This is a genomic window from Pseudomonas sp. HR96, from assembly GCF_034059295.1.
GTDB lineage: Bacteria > Pseudomonadota > Gammaproteobacteria > Pseudomonadales > Pseudomonadaceae > Aquipseudomonas.
In genome coordinates this window covers 1,383,457-1,398,945 of sequence record NZ_CP139141.1, presented here as the reverse complement: position 1 = coordinate 1,398,945, position 15,489 = coordinate 1,383,457, and the positions used below count along the sequence as shown (strand labels likewise).

Sequence of the window (15,489 nt, the reverse complement as noted above, 5' to 3'; positions counted from 1 at the left end):
TACGCCTCCGGTCCTGCTCAAGCACCCCGGCGAACTCCGTGAAAATAAACACTCTAAGGAAATGTCCTACGCCATTTTCTGTACAGTCCTACACAGCGCGGAGTAGGATGCGCGCCGACCGGCGGTCGCCGGTCCTGCCTTGTTCCACCTTTCGGAACCCGAACTGCTTATGTCCTCGCGTAAATTTGGCATCAACCTGGTCGTCGTGGTGGCGATCGCGGCGTTGTTCACCGGTTTCTGGGCGTTGGTCAATCGCCCCGTCACCGCACCCAACTGGCCTGAACACATTTCCGGCTTCTCCTACTCGCCTTTTCGCCTGGGCCAGAACCCGCAGAAAGACCAGTACCCGACGGATGACGAAATCCGCCAGGACCTGGAGCAGATGAGCAAGTTTACCGACAATATCCGCATTTACTCGGTAGACGGCACCCAGGCTGACATCCCCAAGCTGGCTGAGGAATTCGGCCTGCGGGTGACGCTGGGCATCTGGATCAGCCCGGACCTGGAACGCAACGAGCGCGAAATCGCCACCGCCATCCAGCTGGCCAACAGCACCCGTAGCGTGGTGCGCGTAGTGGTCGGCAACGAGGCGCTGTTCCGTGAAGAAGTCACGGTACAGGCGCTGAGCGACTACCTGGACCGGGTCCGCGCTGCAGTGAAGGTGCCGGTGACCACCTCGGAACAATGGCACATCTGGAAAGACAACCCCTCCCTGGCCAAGCACGTCGACCTGGTGGCTGCGCACATCCTGCCGTACTGGGAGCACATCCCGGTGGACAAGGCCCAGCAGTTCGTCCTCGACCGGGCGCGCGAACTCAAGCACCAGTTCCCGAAAAAACCCCTGCTTCTATCCGAAGTGGGCTGGCCGAGCAATGGCCACATGCGCGGCGGAGCCGACGCCAGCCAGGCCGACCAGGCCATCTACCTGCGCACGTTGGTCAATCGACTGAACCGCAACGGCTACAACTATTTCGTCATCGAAGCCTACGACCAACCCTGGAAAGCCAGCGACGAAGGCTCGGTGGGCGCGTACTGGGGCGTGTTCAACGCTGCCCGTCAGCAGAAATTCAACCTCGAAGGCCCGGTCGTGGCGATCCAGCAATGGCGCGTGCTGGCCGTCGGCTCGGTGGTTCTGGCGCTGTTGGCACTGACCCTGCTGCTGATCGATGGCTCGGCGCTGCGTCAGCGCGGGCGCACCTTCCTGACGTTTATCGCCTTTCTCTGTGGTTCGGTGCTGGTGTACATCGGCTATGACTACAGTCAGCAGTACAGTACCTGGTTCAGCTTGACCGTCGGCGTGTTGCTGGCGCTGGGCGCCATGGGCGTGTTCATCGTCCTGCTGACCGAAGCCCACGAGCTGGCCGAGGCGGTTTGGACCCACAAGCGCCGGCGCGAATTCCTGCCGGTGCATGACGACCAGGCCTATCGGCCGAAAGTCTCGGTGCACGTACCTTGCTACAACGAGCCGCCAGAGATGGTCATGCAGACCCTGAACGCCCTGGCCAACCTCGACTACCCGGATTTCGAGGTCTTGATCATTGATAACAACACCAAGGACCCGGCAGTCTGGGAGCCGGTACGCGACTACTGCGAGACCCTCGGCCCGCGCTTCAAGTTCTTCCACGTCGCCCCTCTGGCCGGCTTCAAGGGAGGTGCGCTGAACTACCTGATTCCGCACACGGCCCAGGACGCCGAAGTGATCGCGGTGATCGACTCGGACTACTGTGTCGACCGCAACTGGCTGAAACACATGGTGCCGCACTTCAGCGACCCGAAGATCGCCGTGGTGCAGTCGCCGCAAGACTACCGCGACCAGGACCAGAGCCTGTTCAAGAAACTCTGCTACTCGGAATACAAGGGGTTCTTCCACATCGGCATGGTCACCCGCAACGACCGTGACGCGATCATCCAGCACGGCACCATGACCATGACCAGGCGCTCGGTCCTCGAGGAGCTGGGCTGGGCCGACTGGTGCATCTGCGAAGACGCCGAGCTGGGCCTGCGCGTATTCGAGAAGGGCCTCAGCGCGGCGTACTACCACAACAGCTACGGCAAGGGCCTGATGCCCGACACCTTCATCGACTTCAAGAAGCAGCGCTTCCGCTGGGCCTATGGCGCGATCCAGATCATCAAGCGCCACACCGCGCAACTGTTGCGCGGCAAGGGCACCGAGCTGACCCGCGGCCAGCGCTACCACTTCCTGGCGGGTTGGCTGCCCTGGGTTGCGGACGGCATGAACATCTTCTTCACCGTGGGCGCGCTGCTGTGGTCTGCGGCGATGATCATCGTGCCGCAACGGGTCGACCCGCCACTGATGATCTTTGCCATCCCGCCGTTGGCGCTGTTCTTCTTCAAGGTCGGCAAGATCATCTTCCTGTACCGCCGCGCAGTGGGGGTCAACCTGACGGATGCCTTCTGCGCTGCGCTGGCGGGCCTGGCGCTGTCGCACACCATCGCCAAGGCGGTGCTGTACGGCTTCTTCACCACCAGCATCCCATTCTTCCGCACGCCGAAGAACGCCGACAGCCACGGCCTGCTGGTGGCCATCTCGGAAGCCAGGGAAGAACTGTTCATCATGCTGCTGCTGTGGAGCGCAGCAGGGGGGATCTGCCTGGTGCAGGGCCTGCCGAGCAATGACATGCGGTTCTGGGTGGCGATGCTGCTGGTGCAATCGCTGCCCTACGTGGCCGCACTGGTCATGGCCTTCCTGTCGTCACTGCCCAAGCCATCGGTGACCCAGGACGAGCCGGTGCCGAACGTTTGACCCGGCCACGCTGAAGCGCATCAAAACCACCGGCCACTTCCGTGGCCGGTGGTGGCTTCACTCGGCGGCCACCCAATACCGCCAGGCAGTTGGCGTCGATACGAAATCATCGAGATCGAACTGATGCCCCGCCACCTGCACTCCCCCTCTGCTGTCGGGCAGTAGCGCCAGGTATTCGCGATACGGCTCGCTGAGCAGCACACCATCGTCGGCGAAACCGGGATCCAGCAGCCCTTGACTGGTCAGCCCGAGCAGCAGTCCGCCGCGTTCGAAACTGCCCGGGTATTGACTGCTGCCAGCGACCACCAGCTTGCCACTGGGCAAGCACACGGCCGTGGCGACCTGGGGATAGGCAAGGTGCGCGGCCAAAGCCTGCGGCTGCAGCGTGACCGGACGACCCTGCTCGGTGAGCGACCAGCTGACGATATTCGGCTCACCGTTGCGCGCCGCCGTGCCGATGGCGATCAGAAAACCGCTGGCTGACACCAGACTGCTGAACGCACAGAGCTCACCGGGCGGCGACCAGCTGCAAAACCCATCGCCTTGCGGCCCAAAACTGGTGTCCAAGGTGCCGTCGAGCCCGACTTTGCCCACCAGAGCACTGGCCACGCCATTGCCGCGTGGCTGACTGGCAGTGATCAGATAGCCGTCGGCTTGCACAGTCAAGCTGCGGATCTGCAGCGGCTCACCCTGATGGCGCAACTCCAGGGACCCGGAGCCGTTGAAAGAGGTATCAGGTTGCCCGCTGTCGGTCACGGCCAGCAGAAAAGAGGCGAACCCGGCATGCTCGGTTTCGGGACTGTAAAAGCTGAAGACGGTGCGCCCAGAGCCCCCAGCGGCGGCCAGGGCGTGGCCATCGGCATCGTAGCGTGCAATCGCCGACTGCCATACGCCCCCAAGGCGGACTCGACCGCAGACGCTGATGACGCCCGACCGCTCATCGACGAACAGCGCAGACACGGTCGAGTGGCCTGCGGGATCGAAGGTATCGTCCAGATAGCCCGAGTGGGCAAAGGAGGTATCCAGCTCGCCCTGTTGGTTGAACCGGCATATCACGTAGCGCTGACGGTAGCGGGCCAGGGCCAGCGTCGAGGGGCCTTGCGCCACCAGAAAATCAATGATCTCTCCTTTGTTCAATGCCAGCGAACCGCGCTGACCAAAATCTTCGTCGGCATCACCAGGCTGTGCGGGCAATTTCAGCATGCTATGGATCTCCAGTGCTCGTGGGTAGAACACTCACCATAGAAGAAATAAACGGTTCATAAAGCAAGATAACTCATTGATATGTAAGTACAAAATGTTACAAGGATGGGATCCTCAAAAGCGTTGATGCCGGCCCTGTCCAGCAAGCTGAATTCCAACCGCGCAACGCATTCGACGCGCTTTTGCTTTAACATATCGCCCCTTTGCCCACGTCTGTTCCTGGCCCCCGTTGGAAATATCACCATGACCGCCCCCGCCGATCTCTCGCCGACCCTGCAACTGGCCTGCGACCTCATCCGCCGTCCCTCGGTGACGCCGCTGGATGCCGACTGCCAGAAGCTGATGATGCAGCGCCTGGGCGCCGCCGGCTTTACCCTGGAGCCGATGCGCATCGAGGACGTCGACAATTTCTGGGCCCGCCACGGCCGCGCCGACGGCCCGGTGCTGTGCTTCGCCGGGCACACCGACGTGGTGCCCACCGGCCCGGTGCAGAACTGGCAGATCGCGCCCTATGAGGCGCTGATCGACGATGAGGGCATGCTGCATGGCCGCGGCGCCGCCGACATGAAGGGCAGCCTGGCGGCGATGCTGGTGGCGGCGGAGAAATTCGTCGGTGACTACCCGGATCACCGGGGCGCAGTGGCCTTTCTGATCACCAGCGACGAGGAAGGCCCGGCCCACCATGGCACCAAGGCCGTGGTCGAGCGCCTCAAGGCGCGCAACGAGCGCCTGGACTGGTGCATCGTCGGCGAGCCGTCGAGCACCACGCTGGTCGGTGACGTGGTCAAGAACGGCCGCCGCGGCTCGCTTGGCGCCACCCTGACGGTGCGTGGCAAGCAAGGTCACGTGGCCTATCCGCACCTGGCCGCCAACCCGATCCACCTGGCCGCGCCGGCCCTGGCCGAGCTTGCCGCCGAGCACTGGGACGAGGGCAATGCCTTTTTCCCGCCGACCAGCTTCCAGATCTCCAACCTCAACAGCGGCACCGGCGCCACCAATGTCATTCCTGGTGACCTGACCGCGTTGTTCAATTTCCGCTTCTCCACCGAGTCCACGGTCGAGGGGCTGCAGCAGCGTGTTGCCGCGATTCTCGACAAGCATGGCCTGGACTGGCACGTCGACTGGGCCCTGTCGGGCCTGCCGTTCCTCACCGAGCCCGGCGCCCTGCTCGACGCCGTGGCGGCAAGCATCCGTCAGGTGACCGGCCGCGAGACCCAGGCTTCGACCAGCGGCGGCACCTCCGACGGCCGTTTCATCGCCACCCTGGGCACCCAGGTGGTCGAACTGGGTCCGGTCAACGCAACCATCCACCAGGTCAACGAACGCATCCTGGCCAGCGATCTGGACCTGCTGACCGAGATCTACTACCAGACCCTGGTCAAGTTGCTCGCCTGATGCTCACCTGCCCTCTGTGCCTGACTCCCCTGGCCAACGCCGAAAACGGCGTGGTCTGCGCTGCCGGCCACCGTTTCGATCGTGCCCGCCAAGGCTATCTGAACCTGCTGCCGGTGCAACACAAGAACAGCCGCGACCCCGGTGACAACCAGGCCATGGTCCAAGCGCGCCGCGACTTTCTCAATGCCGGCCACTATGCCCCGGTGGCGCAGCGCCTGGCCGAACTGGCCGCCGAACGCCAGCCCGAGCGCTGGCTGGACATCGGCTGCGGCGAGGGTTATTACACCGCGCAGATCGCCCAGGCGCTGCCGCGCGCGCAGGGCTACGCCCTGGACATCTCGCGCGAGGCGGTCAAGCGTGCGTGCAAGCGCGCGCCCCAGGTTACCTGGCTGGTGGCGAGCATGGCGCGTATCCCGCTGCCCGACGCCAGCTGCCAGTTTCTCGCCAGCGTCTTCAGCCCGCTGGACTGGACCGAAGCCAAGCGCCTGCTGGCCCCGGGCGGCGGACTGATGCGCGTCGGCCCGACCCGCGAACACCTGATGGAGCTGCGCGAGCGGCTGTACGACGAGGTGCGCGAGTACGTCGACGACAAGCATCTGTTGCAGGTGCCCCCCGGCATGCACCTGGCCCACAGCGAGACCCTGACCTACAAGATCAAGCTGATCGACCCGCAGTCGCGCGCACACCTGCTGGCCATGACCCCCCATGGCTGGCGCGCCAGCGCCGAACGCCGCGCCGCCGTCATCGAACAGGCCAAACCCTTCGTGGTCACTGTATCGATGCGCTACGATTATTTTCTGCTGTCCGACGTCAAGTGAGCCCCCGCATGCGCCAACCCGATATCGAGATTTACCTGAAGGATGCCGAGGTCGACCACAAGGCAATCACCGCCTGGCTGGGCGCCGTGCTGGGCCCGTGCAGCGAATGGCAGCAGAAAGGCCAAACGTACAAATGCGTGGCCGGGGGCGTACCGGTGACCTGGCTGCCGAAGGCCGTGGGCAAATGGAACAGCCTTTACCTGGAGAGCGACCAGACGCCCTGGGAAGACGACATCGCCTGCGCCCGTGCCGCCTTCGCCGCGCTCAATGTCGAGGTGCGTTGCGCCCCTGGCAGCTGGGTCGAGGAAGAAGGTGAAGAAAACGCCGACCGCTGGATTCGTATCAGCAGCGACGGTGAAGAAGAGATCACCTGGCGCACCGCCTGATGGGTCCCTCGCCGCTGCGTCGCATGCTGTTCGGCGGCCTGCGCCGCCTGCTGTACGTTTGGGTGCGTTCCGAGACCATCAATCAGTCCTCGTTCAACCTGGAACTGGACCGCAGACGTCCGGTGTTCTACGCCCTGCCCTCGCCATCCTTGAGCGAACTGGCGGTGCTCGACCATGAGTGCAGCAAGGCCGGCCTGCCGCGCCCGGTGCTGCCCGTGGCGGTGGGCGGGCTGATGGAGCCGGCGGCGTTCTTCTACCTCACCCCAGGCCCCGACTGGCTAGGCCGCCAGGACAAGCGCGGTGCTCCGCCGGCCTTGGAGCGGCTGGTCTCGGTGCTCGGCGAAGACGCCGCGCAGGACGCCCAGATCATTCCGGTGAGCGTGTTCTGGGGTCAATCGCCGGCCAGCGAGTCGAGTCCGTGGAAGCTGCTGTTCGCCGACAGCTGGGCCGTCACCGGGCGCCTGCGGCGGCTGGTCAGCATCCTGATCCTGGGGCGCAAGACCCGCGTGCAGTTCTCCGCACCGATCCATCTGCGCGAGCTGGTGCAGCAGAACAAAGGCCACGAGCGCACCGTGCGCATGACCCAGCGCCTGCTGCGGGTGCATTTTCGCCACCTGAAGACCGCCGTCATCGGCCCGGACATCTCGCACCGTCGCCACCTGGTCAAGGGCCTGGTCCACGCCCCGCAGGTGCGCGAGGCGATCGCCAGCCAAGCCCAGCGCGAGAATGTGTCTGTGGAAAAGGCTCAGGCCAAGGCCCTGCACTACGGCAACGAGATCGCTTCGGACTACACCTACACGGCGATCCGCTTCCTCGAAGTGGTGCTCAGCTGGTTCTGGAACAAGATCTACGACGGCATCAAGGTCAACAACCTGGAGGGCGTGCAGCAGGTCGCCCAGGGCCACGAAATCATCTACGTACCCTGCCACCGCAGCCATATCGACTACCTGCTGCTCAGCTACCTGCTGTTTCGCAACGGCCTGACCCCGCCGCACATCGCCGCCGGGATCAACCTCAACATGCCGGTAATCGGCAGCCTGCTGCGTCGCGGCGGCGCGTTCTTCATGCGCCGTACCTTCAAAGGCAACCCGCTGTACACGGCGGTGTTCAACGAGTACCTGCACACCTTGTTCAGCAAGGGCTTCCCGGTGGAGTATTTCGTCGAGGGCGGCCGCTCGCGGACCGGGCGCATGCTGCAGCCCAAGACCGGCATGCTGGCGATCACCGTGCGCAGCTTTCTGCGCTCGTCAGGCATGCCCGTGGTGTTCGTGCCGGTGTACATTGGCTATGAGCGCGTGCTGGAGGGCCGCACCTACCTGGGCGAGTTGCGCGGCGCAAGCAAGAAGAAGGAATCGATCTTCGACATCTTCAAGGTCTTCGGCGCGCTCAAGCAGCGCTTCGGCCAGGTGGCGGTCAACTTCGGCGAACCGATTCGCCTGGCGCAGTTCCTCGACGGCCAACAGCCGGGCTGGCGCGACCAGCCTCAGGCCGCCGACTTCAAGCCGGCCTGGCTGAACGCGGCCACCCAGCAACTAGGCCTGAGCGTGGCCCGGCGCATCAACGAGGCGGCGGCGATCAACCCGGTCAACCTGGTGGCCACAGCGCTGCTGGCCACCAGCAGGCTGGCCCTGGACGAGCGCGCCCTGACCCGCGTGCTGGACCTCTACCTGGGCCTGCTGCGCCAGGTACCCTACTCGCCGCACACCACCTTGCCCGAAGGTGACGGCAAGGCGCTGATCGACCACGTGCTGGGCATGAACCTGCTCAGCGAGCAGAGCGATGCCCTGGGGCGGATCCTCTACCTGGACGAGCAGCACGCGGTGCTGATGACCTACTACCGCAACAACGTGCTGCACATCTTTGCCCTGCCATCCTTGCTGGCATGCTTCTTCCAGAGCACCTCGCGCATGAGCCGCGAGCAGATCCTGCGCTACACCCGCGCGCTCTACCCTTACCTGCAAGCCGAGCTGTTCCTGAGATGGGAGGTGCAAGCGCTGGACGAAGTGGTCGATCAGTGGCTGCTGGCCCTGGTCGAACAGGGGCTGCTGCGCTACGACAACGGCGTGTATCTGCGCCCGGCGCCGAGTTCGCGGCACTTCGTGCTGCTGACCCTGCTGTCGCGGGCCATCGCGCAGACCTTGCAGCGCTTCTACATGGCCACCTCGCTGCTGCTCAACAGCGGCCAGGACAGCCTCGACGCCCAGGCCCTGGAGAACCTCTGCGTGGTCATGGCCCAGCGCCTGTCGATACTGCACGGCCTCAACGCCCCGGAGTTCTTCGACAAGAGCCTGTTCCGCCATTTCATCCAGACCCTGCTCGAACAAGGCGTGCTGCGGCGCAACGAGGACGGCAGACTGGGCTATCACCCAGCCTTGGGCGAACTGGCCGAAGGCGCGGCCAAGCGCGTGCTGCCAGCGGAGATCAGGCTGTCGATCCGTCAGGTGGCGCTGCACCGGGGGGACGAAGCCGAGGTGGTCATTTAACCCGCGTCGCCCTCACACATCTTTCAGAAAATTCCTCCAGGAAAATGCGCTAGCCTCAGAGGTATCCCTCACGCTTCGGTGGTACCTCCCATGCATAAGACCCTGCTCCTGGCCTGCGCGCTGACCCTCGGCGGCTGCTCGACGTTCGCCCCCAAGGCCAGCCTCGACGGTGAAGTCGTCTACCTGCAGCGCCTGGCCCTGCCGCCTTCGGCGACCCTCAACGTCAAGTTGCAGGACGTGTCGCTGGCCGACGCGCCGGCCATCGCCCTGGCCGAATACGACGGCCCGATCACCGGCCAGGTGCCGATCCCCTTCCACCTGCAGTACAACCGAAACGACGTCAAAGCCGGCCATCGCTATGCCGTGAGTGCGCGAATCGAGGCGCAGGGGCATTTGTTATTCGTCACCACCGAGCGCCATGACGTACAGTTGAACAGTCAGGACCCACAGCCATTGCGCATCCGCGTGGACCTGGCGCAATAACCGTTCTTCTGACTGCTCAAGGATTCACTCATGATTCGTCGTTCCCTGTTTGTCACCGGGCTGTGTGCCGGTTTGCTGTTGTCTGCCAATGTGCTGGCCGCCTCTCTCTCCAGCCTGTCGCAACAGCAGGCCGGTGGCGGCCTCAAGGACGCCCTCACCCAAGGCGCCCAGGTGGCGGTGCAGCAGCTGGGCGTGCCGGGCGGCTTCAGCAACAACCCCGAGGTGCGCATCGAACTGCCGGGCAAGCTGGGCAAGGTGGCCAAGACCATGGAGAAACTGGGCATGGGCGCGCAGGTGCAGGCCCTGGAAACCAGCATGAACCAGGCGGCAGAAGCGGCCATGCCGCAGGCCCAGGCGCTGCTGGTGGACGCCGTGAAGAAAATGACCCTCAGCGATGCCAAGGGCATCCTCACCGGTGGCAAGGACTCGGCCACCGAGTACCTGAGCAAGACCAGCCGCGAGCAGATTCGCGCGAAATTCCTGCCGATCGTCAAACAGGCCACCGACAAGGTCGGCGTGGCGCAGAAGTACAACAACTTCGCCGGCCAGGCCGCGAGCCTGGGCGTGGTCGACAGCAAGGACGCCAACGTCGAGGGCTACGTGACCGAAAAAGCCCTGGACGGCCTGTTCAAGATGATCGCCAAACAGGAAGAAACCATCCGCGCCAACCCGGCGGCAGCCGCCACCAGCCTGGCCAAGCAGGTGTTTGGCGCGTTGTGATGCGCCCAGGCGTTCAGCCCTTGAGCGCCTTCTTCGCATAGATATCGTAGCGGCTCGATTTGCCTTCCAGCGTATGTGAGGGCTTGGCGCCCTCGATGCAGGGAGCCTTGCGCGGGCGCTTGACCACCACCCTGTGGCTGGCCAGGGCCAGCGCGGCGGCCAGCAGGGCCGGGGCGTCGAGATCGTCGCCGACCAGGGGGCGGAACAGGCGCATTTCCTTTTTCACCAGCGCGCTCTTTTCGCGGTGGGGGAACATCGGGTCCAGGTAGATCACCTGCGGCGGCTCGTCGCTCCAGTTGCCCAGCAGTTCGATGGAATTGCCTGCCAGCAGGCGCATGCGCTGCATGATCAGCGCCACTTGCGGGTCACCTGCGGCGCGCCGCAGGCCATCCTCGAGCAGCGCGGCGATGATCGGCTGGCGTTCGATCAGGCTGACCTGGCAACCCAGCGTGGCCAGCACGAATGCGTCCTTGCCCAGCCCGGCCGTCGCATCCAGCACTCGCGGCCTGACCCCCGGCTGCAAGCCCACGGCCTTGGCGATCATCTGCCCGCTGCCGCCACCGAACAGACGGCGGTGCGCTGCGCCGCCCTCGAGAAAGTCAACTCGTACCGGCCCCGGCGCATCGTCGCCCAGCTGCTGCAGCTGCAGGCCCTGGTCGGTGGCCTGCAAGGCAAACTCGGCGTTGTCCACCTGCAAGGCCAGCCCCAGGCGCTGCGCCCAGGCCTGGGCCGCTGGCTGGTTGCCCAGGCCGAGCGCCTGAACTTCTATACGACTGTGCGCCTGGTACTCCACCGGTCAAATCCCATACAAAAAAAATTAAAAGAATTGCCGCACTCGCCGATAAGCCAGGTATCCGGACATTGACCTTCCACCTGCTCGCAGCGACCGCCATGTCAAACCTGCAACCTACATCGCTCGGTTATATCTCGCCTGTAGGCGACTATGCCCTGAAAAATACCCAGGCCCTGGGCGGCGTCAGCCACCTGTGGCAGGATTTTTTCGCCCGCGCGATGCAAGAGCAGCACGGTGAGACCAGCACTGACGCTGCTGCCACCCCTGCCGTCACCGATCCCGCCGCCGAGCCTACCGCCGGCAGCGACTGGCTGGCGCAGATCAATGCGCAGCGTCTGTGCGACGTCAAGGGTACCGAGGTCAAGCCCGCCGAGCCACTGTTCCTGCCGATCGCCGAGTTCGACACCGAACTGCTCGAGAAGGCCGCCCCGCCATTTTCCAGCGAAGAGCTCGTCGCGCAGCAGAAGCAGCTCGACTTCGAAAGCGGCTGGGTGCGCCCCATCGTCTTGAACGCCGGCCAGCCATTGCCGGAACCTGGCCCTGCGCCGCGCCCGCGCCCGCTCAACCTGCCGATCGCCGAGTTCGAATGGGACCTTGCCGACAAGCCCGCAGAGCCTTTCGACAGCCAGACCCTGGCCCGCCAGCAAACCGACCTGGACTTCGACCATCACTGGGCCGCGCCCGTGGTGCTGCAGAACATCCGCATCGCTGCCTGAAGCGGGTTTATCGGCACAGTGCCCAGCCTGCCGTATCCATGTGCAGATGATTGCGATGGGCGGCATTGTAGTCCGGCCCCAGCACCGTGCCGAAACTGTCACAGGCGCCGTCGCGCACCTCGCGCAGGAAGCGCCCGGCGGGCGTGTCCTGCCCCCAATCGTGCAACACCGAGATCTGCCGACCATCAGCCATGCGAAAACCGGCGATGTCGATGGCATTGGCGCTCGCGTGCAGGCTGCGCCGGGCGTCAACGCGCCCATAAATATTGCGGCAGGCAAAACTGCCGAGGTGATCGATGCGCGCAACCGCCTGGCCGAACACCCGCTGCGCCGCCGGCTGTACGGCGTTCTGGCTGAACAGGGCGAACGCCACCGCCATCGGGCAACTGGCGATGAAGCTGCTGCTCAGGGCCTGCTCACCACCACTCACCCGCACTACATCGCTCAAGGGGCAAGGCCCCGGGGTGTCGGCCTGGGCATGATATTTCAAGGTCGACGTGGCCAGCGCCGCAGCGCACAGCTGGGGCTGGTGGCGCAGCCGTGCCAGCTTCCAGCGGGTCAGGGCGTTCGCCGGTTCCCGCAAATCCAGCGGCGACCAGGGATTCCAGGCGGGCGGCGGCCTGAGCCAGCCCTGCCACAGTGCCAGCGCCAACATCGTCAATATCGCCAACGCCAGCCATTTGCCCATGGGCATGCGCTCCCCTCAAGCCGCTAGAGCAGATCCAGCTGCTGCACCGCCAGGTCGATCTGCGGCAACGCCGCCAGCCCCGGCAGGCGTTGCATCAGCTGTTCGTGAAAGCGCCGCGCCTGGGCTGCCGCCAGGTGGTTGTCCGGAGTGTGCAGGAACACATAGGGCGTGCGCCCCTGCTCTATCCAACCGGCCACCTTGTCCAGCCATTGGCCGAGGTAGTGGTCGTTGGCTGCCAGGTCGGGACCGCCGATGAAACGCACTTGGGGCGCCTGGCTGAAGGCCGTGGGCCGAGGCGGCACGCGCGGCTTCTTCGATTGCGCATGCAGCACAGCCGGGTCAGTGCTCACACAGCTGAACAATGGCCGTGAATCCAGACAAATGCGCTCCACCCCGTGGGCCAGCAGCAGCCGGTTGAGTTGGCGCTCCTCTTCGCCTCGGGCGAAAAAGGCCGGGTGGCGAACTTCGATTGCCAAGGGGCGCTGCCAGCCCTCGATAAAGGACTGCAATTCGTTCAAGCGCTGCGGGCCGAAGGATGCTGGCAGCTGCAACCAGAACGGCGCCACCCGGCTCCCCAGGGGCGCGAGCAGCGCGGCAAAGGTCTCGGCGGCTGCCAGCTGCTGGCTCAGATCGCCACCATGGCTGATTTCCCGGGGAAATTTAGCGGTGAAACGAAAGTGCCTGGGGAACGCCTGCGCCCAACGCTCGACCACGGCGGGCGACGGCCGCGCGTAGAACGTGGTATTGCCTTCAACGGCGTTGAAGACCCGGCAGTACAGTTCGAGAAACTCGCCGGAACCCGCATCGGCCGGGTACAGCGATCCGCGCCAGGCGCTTTCGCTCCACGACGGGCAGCCAATGAAATAGGGAAGTCCAGGCGATGGTGGCACGCTCAGCTGCGTACCCCTTAGATGTGCACGTCCAGCCCCAGCACTTCCATGTCCCAATCGACGAAGCTCGAGGTGGTCATGTAGCTGGCCAAGGCGTGGGCGGCGGTGCGGCTCATGGCGCGCTGGAACAACAGATCCTGCTGACGGGCCGGCAGATTGGTAACGTTGCCACCCCCGCCGGAGCGCGGTCGGACGATCTCGCCCATGCCTTCGAAGACCACTTCGCCATCTTCGATATCGTCTTCCACCCGCGCAGCCGCCTTGCGAGGCTTGCGCTTGATGGGGTACGAAGAAGTGGACAGGCCGTCTATGCGCATCAGCTACGTCTCGGTATCAGTGATGGCAATCTAGCGTCGCGGTAGCACGCGACGCAATTACCCGATTGATAACTAGACCGCAAGTATTGCAAAAGGTTTGCCGCAGGTCACATCGAGCCGATGAATCACCGGTTTTTTTTTCGGCAGTTGCGGCTATATAACGAAGATACGTCAAAAATGGCGGTTATTTCTGCGCTTTTGCCACGGCAACCTTGTCCCGCAGATAGACCGGTTGAGCGAAATCTGCCGCCACCCCTTCGCCGCGCTCCCAGGCGAACTGGCCAAGGGTCAGCAGGTCGAGGGCATGGGGTAGCAGGCTGGCATCCACCGCCGACGGCTGCACTGCCAGACGTTCAGCATAGCCCCAGCCGGTGCCGGCACCGAACCATTGACCGGTCGCATCGTCAGGCAAGGCCACCGCTGGTGGCGCCAGCACGGCTTCTTCGCCGACCAGTCGCATCTCGCCCGCCTGCTCGCGGTAGCAGCCCCAGTACACTTCATCCATGCGCGCGTCGATGGCAGCGGCCACCTGCGCGGCGCCGTGCTCGCGCCAGGCGCGCTGGGCCAGCAGGGCCAGGTTGGACACCGCCAGCACCGGCCGCTCGAGGGCGAACGCCAGGCCCTGGACCACGCCGATGGCGATGCGCACGCCGGTGAACGCTCCAGGGCCGCGGCCGAAGGCGATGGCGTCCACCGCCGACAATGCAATCCCCGCCTCGCCCAGCAATTGCTGGATCATTGGCAGCAACTTCTGCGCGTGCAGCCGCGGGATCACCTCATAGTGGCTCAGTACCTTGCCGTCATGCAGCAAGGCCACGGAGCAAGCTTCGGTGGCGGTGTCCAGGGCCAGCAAGGTGGTCATCTACAGATCCATCAGCGAGAAAAAGGGGGCATTATAAACGCCAACGGCCCGCAAGCGGGCCGTCGACTCAAGCTTTCACACTCAGCTCAGGGCAGCCTGCACCTTGGCGGTGATGTCTTCGACACTGCCGACACCTTCGATGTGGCTGAACCTGGGCTTGCCCTGCCTGGCCGACAGTTCCTGGTAGAACTTGACCAGCGGCTCGGTCTGCGAGTGGTAGACCGACAGGCGGTGACGCACGGTTTCTTCGGTGTCGTCCTTGCGCTGCACCAGGTCTTCCCCGGTCAGGTCGTCCTTGCCCGCAGTTTTTGGCGGGTTGAACTCGGTGTGGTAGACGCGACCGGAGGCCTCGTGCACCCGGCGACCGGCGATACGCTTGACGATCTCCTCGTCGGCCACGGCGATTTCCACCACGAAGTCCAGCTCCACCCCGGCGCTGACCAAGGCTTCGGCCTGGGGAATGGTGCGTGGGAAACCGTCGAACAGGAAACCCTTGGCACAATCGGGCTGCGCGATCCGCTCCTTGACCAGGGCAATGATCAGGTCATCGGACACCAGGCCACCGCTGTCCATCACGCCTTTGGCGACCAGGCCCAGCTCGGTGCCGGCCTTGACTGCTGCACGCAGCATGTCGCCAGTGGAAATTTGCGGAATACCGAATTTCGTGGTGATGAAACTTGCCTGAGTACCTTTACCGGCCCCGGGAGCTCCCAGCAGAATCACGCGCATCGATGTGCTCCTCAATTTTTTATAGAAAACCGTTGAAACTGTGCCAGACGCTGTAACTGCCTGACACCCTTCCCAAAAATGTATTCGCGGCCGCGAAAAACGGCCAAAGGCTGATCAAGATACACAGCGCGCTCTGGCCACACAAGACGGCTAAAGTCGCAACCACCTGTGGCCTATGGCCGCGCCCTGCGGCAGCACCCCCGGGTGCAACCCGATCAGGGTTGCACCCGCACGCGCCGGCC

At 64.4% G+C, this 15,489-nt stretch carries 15 protein-coding genes; 8 read left to right on the top strand and 7 right to left on the bottom strand.

Going from position 1 to position 15,489, the window contains the following annotated elements; translation table 11 throughout:
• Positions 1–169: 169 nt before the first annotated feature.
• Positions 170–2,764: a glycosyltransferase gene (locus SFA35_RS06595; protein ID WP_320576439.1), complete on the top strand. Its 2,595-nt coding sequence runs from the start codon at positions 170–172 to the stop codon at positions 2,762–2,764.
• A 57-nt stretch (positions 2,765–2,821) separates the two neighbouring features.
• On the opposite strand, the gene SFA35_RS06590 is transcribed toward SFA35_RS06595, so the two are convergent.
• Positions 2,822–3,967, bottom strand: coding sequence for a hypothetical protein (locus tag SFA35_RS06590; RefSeq protein ID WP_320576438.1), 1,146 nt, complete (start codon positions 3,965–3,967; stop codon positions 2,822–2,824).
• Positions 3,968–4,210: 243 nt separating this feature from the next.
• Here SFA35_RS06590 and dapE point away from each other — a divergent pair, with 243 nt between their 5' ends.
• The 6 genes from dapE to SFA35_RS06560 all read left to right on the top strand — a co-directional run bounded on the left by dapE (position 4,211) and on the right by SFA35_RS06560 (position 10,252).
• On the top strand, positions 4,211–5,362 hold the full coding sequence (dapE, locus tag SFA35_RS06585; RefSeq protein WP_320576435.1) for a succinyl-diaminopimelate desuccinylase: 1,152 nt from the start codon (positions 4,211–4,213) through the stop codon (positions 5,360–5,362).
• Positions 5,362–6,180, top strand: coding sequence for a putative RNA methyltransferase (locus SFA35_RS06580; RefSeq protein ID WP_320576433.1), 819 nt, complete (start codon positions 5,362–5,364; stop codon positions 6,178–6,180). The genes dapE and SFA35_RS06580 overlap by 1 nt, the downstream gene beginning before the upstream one ends.
• A gap of 8 nt (positions 6,181–6,188) precedes the next feature.
• Entirely contained in the window at positions 6,189–6,566 is a 378-nt protein-coding gene (locus tag SFA35_RS06575; RefSeq protein ID WP_320576431.1) for a hypothetical protein, read from the top strand.
• Complete coding sequence (plsB, locus tag SFA35_RS06570; protein WP_320576429.1) at positions 6,566–9,049, top strand: glycerol-3-phosphate 1-O-acyltransferase PlsB; 2,484 nt, start codon at positions 6,566–6,568, stop codon at positions 9,047–9,049. The genes SFA35_RS06575 and plsB overlap by 1 nt, the downstream gene beginning before the upstream one ends.
• A 90-nt stretch (positions 9,050–9,139) precedes the next feature.
• Entirely contained in the window at positions 9,140–9,532 is a 393-nt protein-coding gene (locus SFA35_RS06565) for a YbaY family lipoprotein (RefSeq protein ID WP_320576426.1), read from the top strand.
• Between the two features lie 30 nt (positions 9,533–9,562).
• A complete protein-coding gene (locus SFA35_RS06560) occupies positions 9,563–10,252 on the top strand; it encodes a DUF4197 domain-containing protein (RefSeq protein ID WP_414058501.1) in 690 nt (229 codons plus the stop codon).
• A 13-nt stretch (positions 10,253–10,265) separates the two neighbouring features.
• On the opposite strand, the gene SFA35_RS06555 is transcribed toward SFA35_RS06560, so the two are convergent.
• Positions 10,266–11,045 carry a class I SAM-dependent methyltransferase gene (locus SFA35_RS06555; RefSeq protein WP_320576424.1) on the bottom strand — a complete coding sequence of 260 codons (780 nt, stop codon included), beginning with the start codon at positions 11,043–11,045 and terminating at the stop codon, positions 10,266–10,268.
• Between the two features lie 98 nt (positions 11,046–11,143).
• Here SFA35_RS06555 and SFA35_RS06550 point away from each other — a divergent pair, with 98 nt between their 5' ends.
• Positions 11,144–11,761 (top strand): energy transducer TonB, encoded by a 618-nt coding sequence (locus SFA35_RS06550; RefSeq protein ID WP_320576422.1) that lies wholly within the window; start codon positions 11,144–11,146, stop codon positions 11,759–11,761.
• Between the two features lie 7 nt (positions 11,762–11,768).
• Here SFA35_RS06550 and SFA35_RS06545 read toward each other — a convergent pair whose 3' ends face one another.
• The 5 genes from SFA35_RS06545 to adk all read right to left on the bottom strand — a co-directional run bounded on the left by SFA35_RS06545 (position 11,769) and on the right by adk (position 15,247).
• Positions 11,769–12,449, bottom strand: coding sequence for an extensin family protein (locus SFA35_RS06545; protein WP_320576419.1), 681 nt, complete (start codon positions 12,447–12,449; stop codon positions 11,769–11,771).
• Between the two features lie 23 nt (positions 12,450–12,472).
• Complete coding sequence (locus tag SFA35_RS06540) at positions 12,473–13,339, bottom strand: DUF72 domain-containing protein (protein WP_320576416.1); 867 nt, start codon at positions 13,337–13,339, stop codon at positions 12,473–12,475.
• A 17-nt stretch (positions 13,340–13,356) separates the two neighbouring features.
• Complete coding sequence (locus tag SFA35_RS06535) at positions 13,357–13,656, bottom strand: hypothetical protein (protein ID WP_320576415.1); 300 nt, start codon at positions 13,654–13,656, stop codon at positions 13,357–13,359.
• 184 nt (positions 13,657–13,840) lie between these two features.
• Entirely contained in the window at positions 13,841–14,518 is a 678-nt protein-coding gene (gene tsaB, locus SFA35_RS06530) for a tRNA (adenosine(37)-N6)-threonylcarbamoyltransferase complex dimerization subunit type 1 TsaB (protein WP_320576413.1), read from the bottom strand.
• A gap of 81 nt (positions 14,519–14,599) precedes the next feature.
• Positions 14,600–15,247: an adenylate kinase gene (gene adk / locus SFA35_RS06525; RefSeq protein WP_320576411.1), complete on the bottom strand. Its 648-nt coding sequence runs from the start codon at positions 15,245–15,247 to the stop codon at positions 14,600–14,602.
• Positions 15,248–15,489: the final 242 nt, after the last annotated feature.

Excerpts from the sequence above, each read along its gene's own strand:
- SFA35_RS06595 (WP_320576439.1), top strand. The coding sequence starts at position 170 with ATGTCCTCGCGTAAATTTGGCATCAACCTGGTCGTCGTGGTGGCGATC.
- SFA35_RS06590 (WP_320576438.1), bottom strand. The coding sequence starts at position 3,967 with ATGCTGAAATTGCCCGCACAGCCTGGTGATGCCGACGAAGATTTTGGT.
- dapE (WP_320576435.1), top strand. The coding sequence starts at position 4,211 with ATGACCGCCCCCGCCGATCTCTCGCCGACCCTGCAACTGGCCTGCGAC.
- SFA35_RS06580 (WP_320576433.1), top strand. The coding sequence starts at position 5,362 with ATGCTCACCTGCCCTCTGTGCCTGACTCCCCTGGCCAACGCCGAAAAC.
- SFA35_RS06575 (WP_320576431.1), top strand. The coding sequence starts at position 6,189 with ATGCGCCAACCCGATATCGAGATTTACCTGAAGGATGCCGAGGTCGAC.
- plsB (WP_320576429.1), top strand. The coding sequence starts at position 6,566 with ATGGGTCCCTCGCCGCTGCGTCGCATGCTGTTCGGCGGCCTGCGCCGC.
- SFA35_RS06565 (WP_320576426.1), top strand. The coding sequence starts at position 9,140 with ATGCATAAGACCCTGCTCCTGGCCTGCGCGCTGACCCTCGGCGGCTGC.
- SFA35_RS06560 (WP_414058501.1), top strand. The coding sequence starts at position 9,563 with ATGATTCGTCGTTCCCTGTTTGTCACCGGGCTGTGTGCCGGTTTGCTG.
- SFA35_RS06550 (WP_320576422.1), top strand. The coding sequence starts at position 11,144 with ATGTCAAACCTGCAACCTACATCGCTCGGTTATATCTCGCCTGTAGGC.
- SFA35_RS06545 (WP_320576419.1), bottom strand. The coding sequence starts at position 12,449 with ATGGGCAAATGGCTGGCGTTGGCGATATTGACGATGTTGGCGCTGGCA.
- SFA35_RS06535 (WP_320576415.1), bottom strand. The coding sequence starts at position 13,656 with ATGCGCATAGACGGCCTGTCCACTTCTTCGTACCCCATCAAGCGCAAG.
- tsaB (WP_320576413.1), bottom strand. The coding sequence starts at position 14,518 with ATGACCACCTTGCTGGCCCTGGACACCGCCACCGAAGCTTGCTCCGTG.
- adk (WP_320576411.1), bottom strand. The coding sequence starts at position 15,247 with ATGCGCGTGATTCTGCTGGGAGCTCCCGGGGCCGGTAAAGGTACTCAG.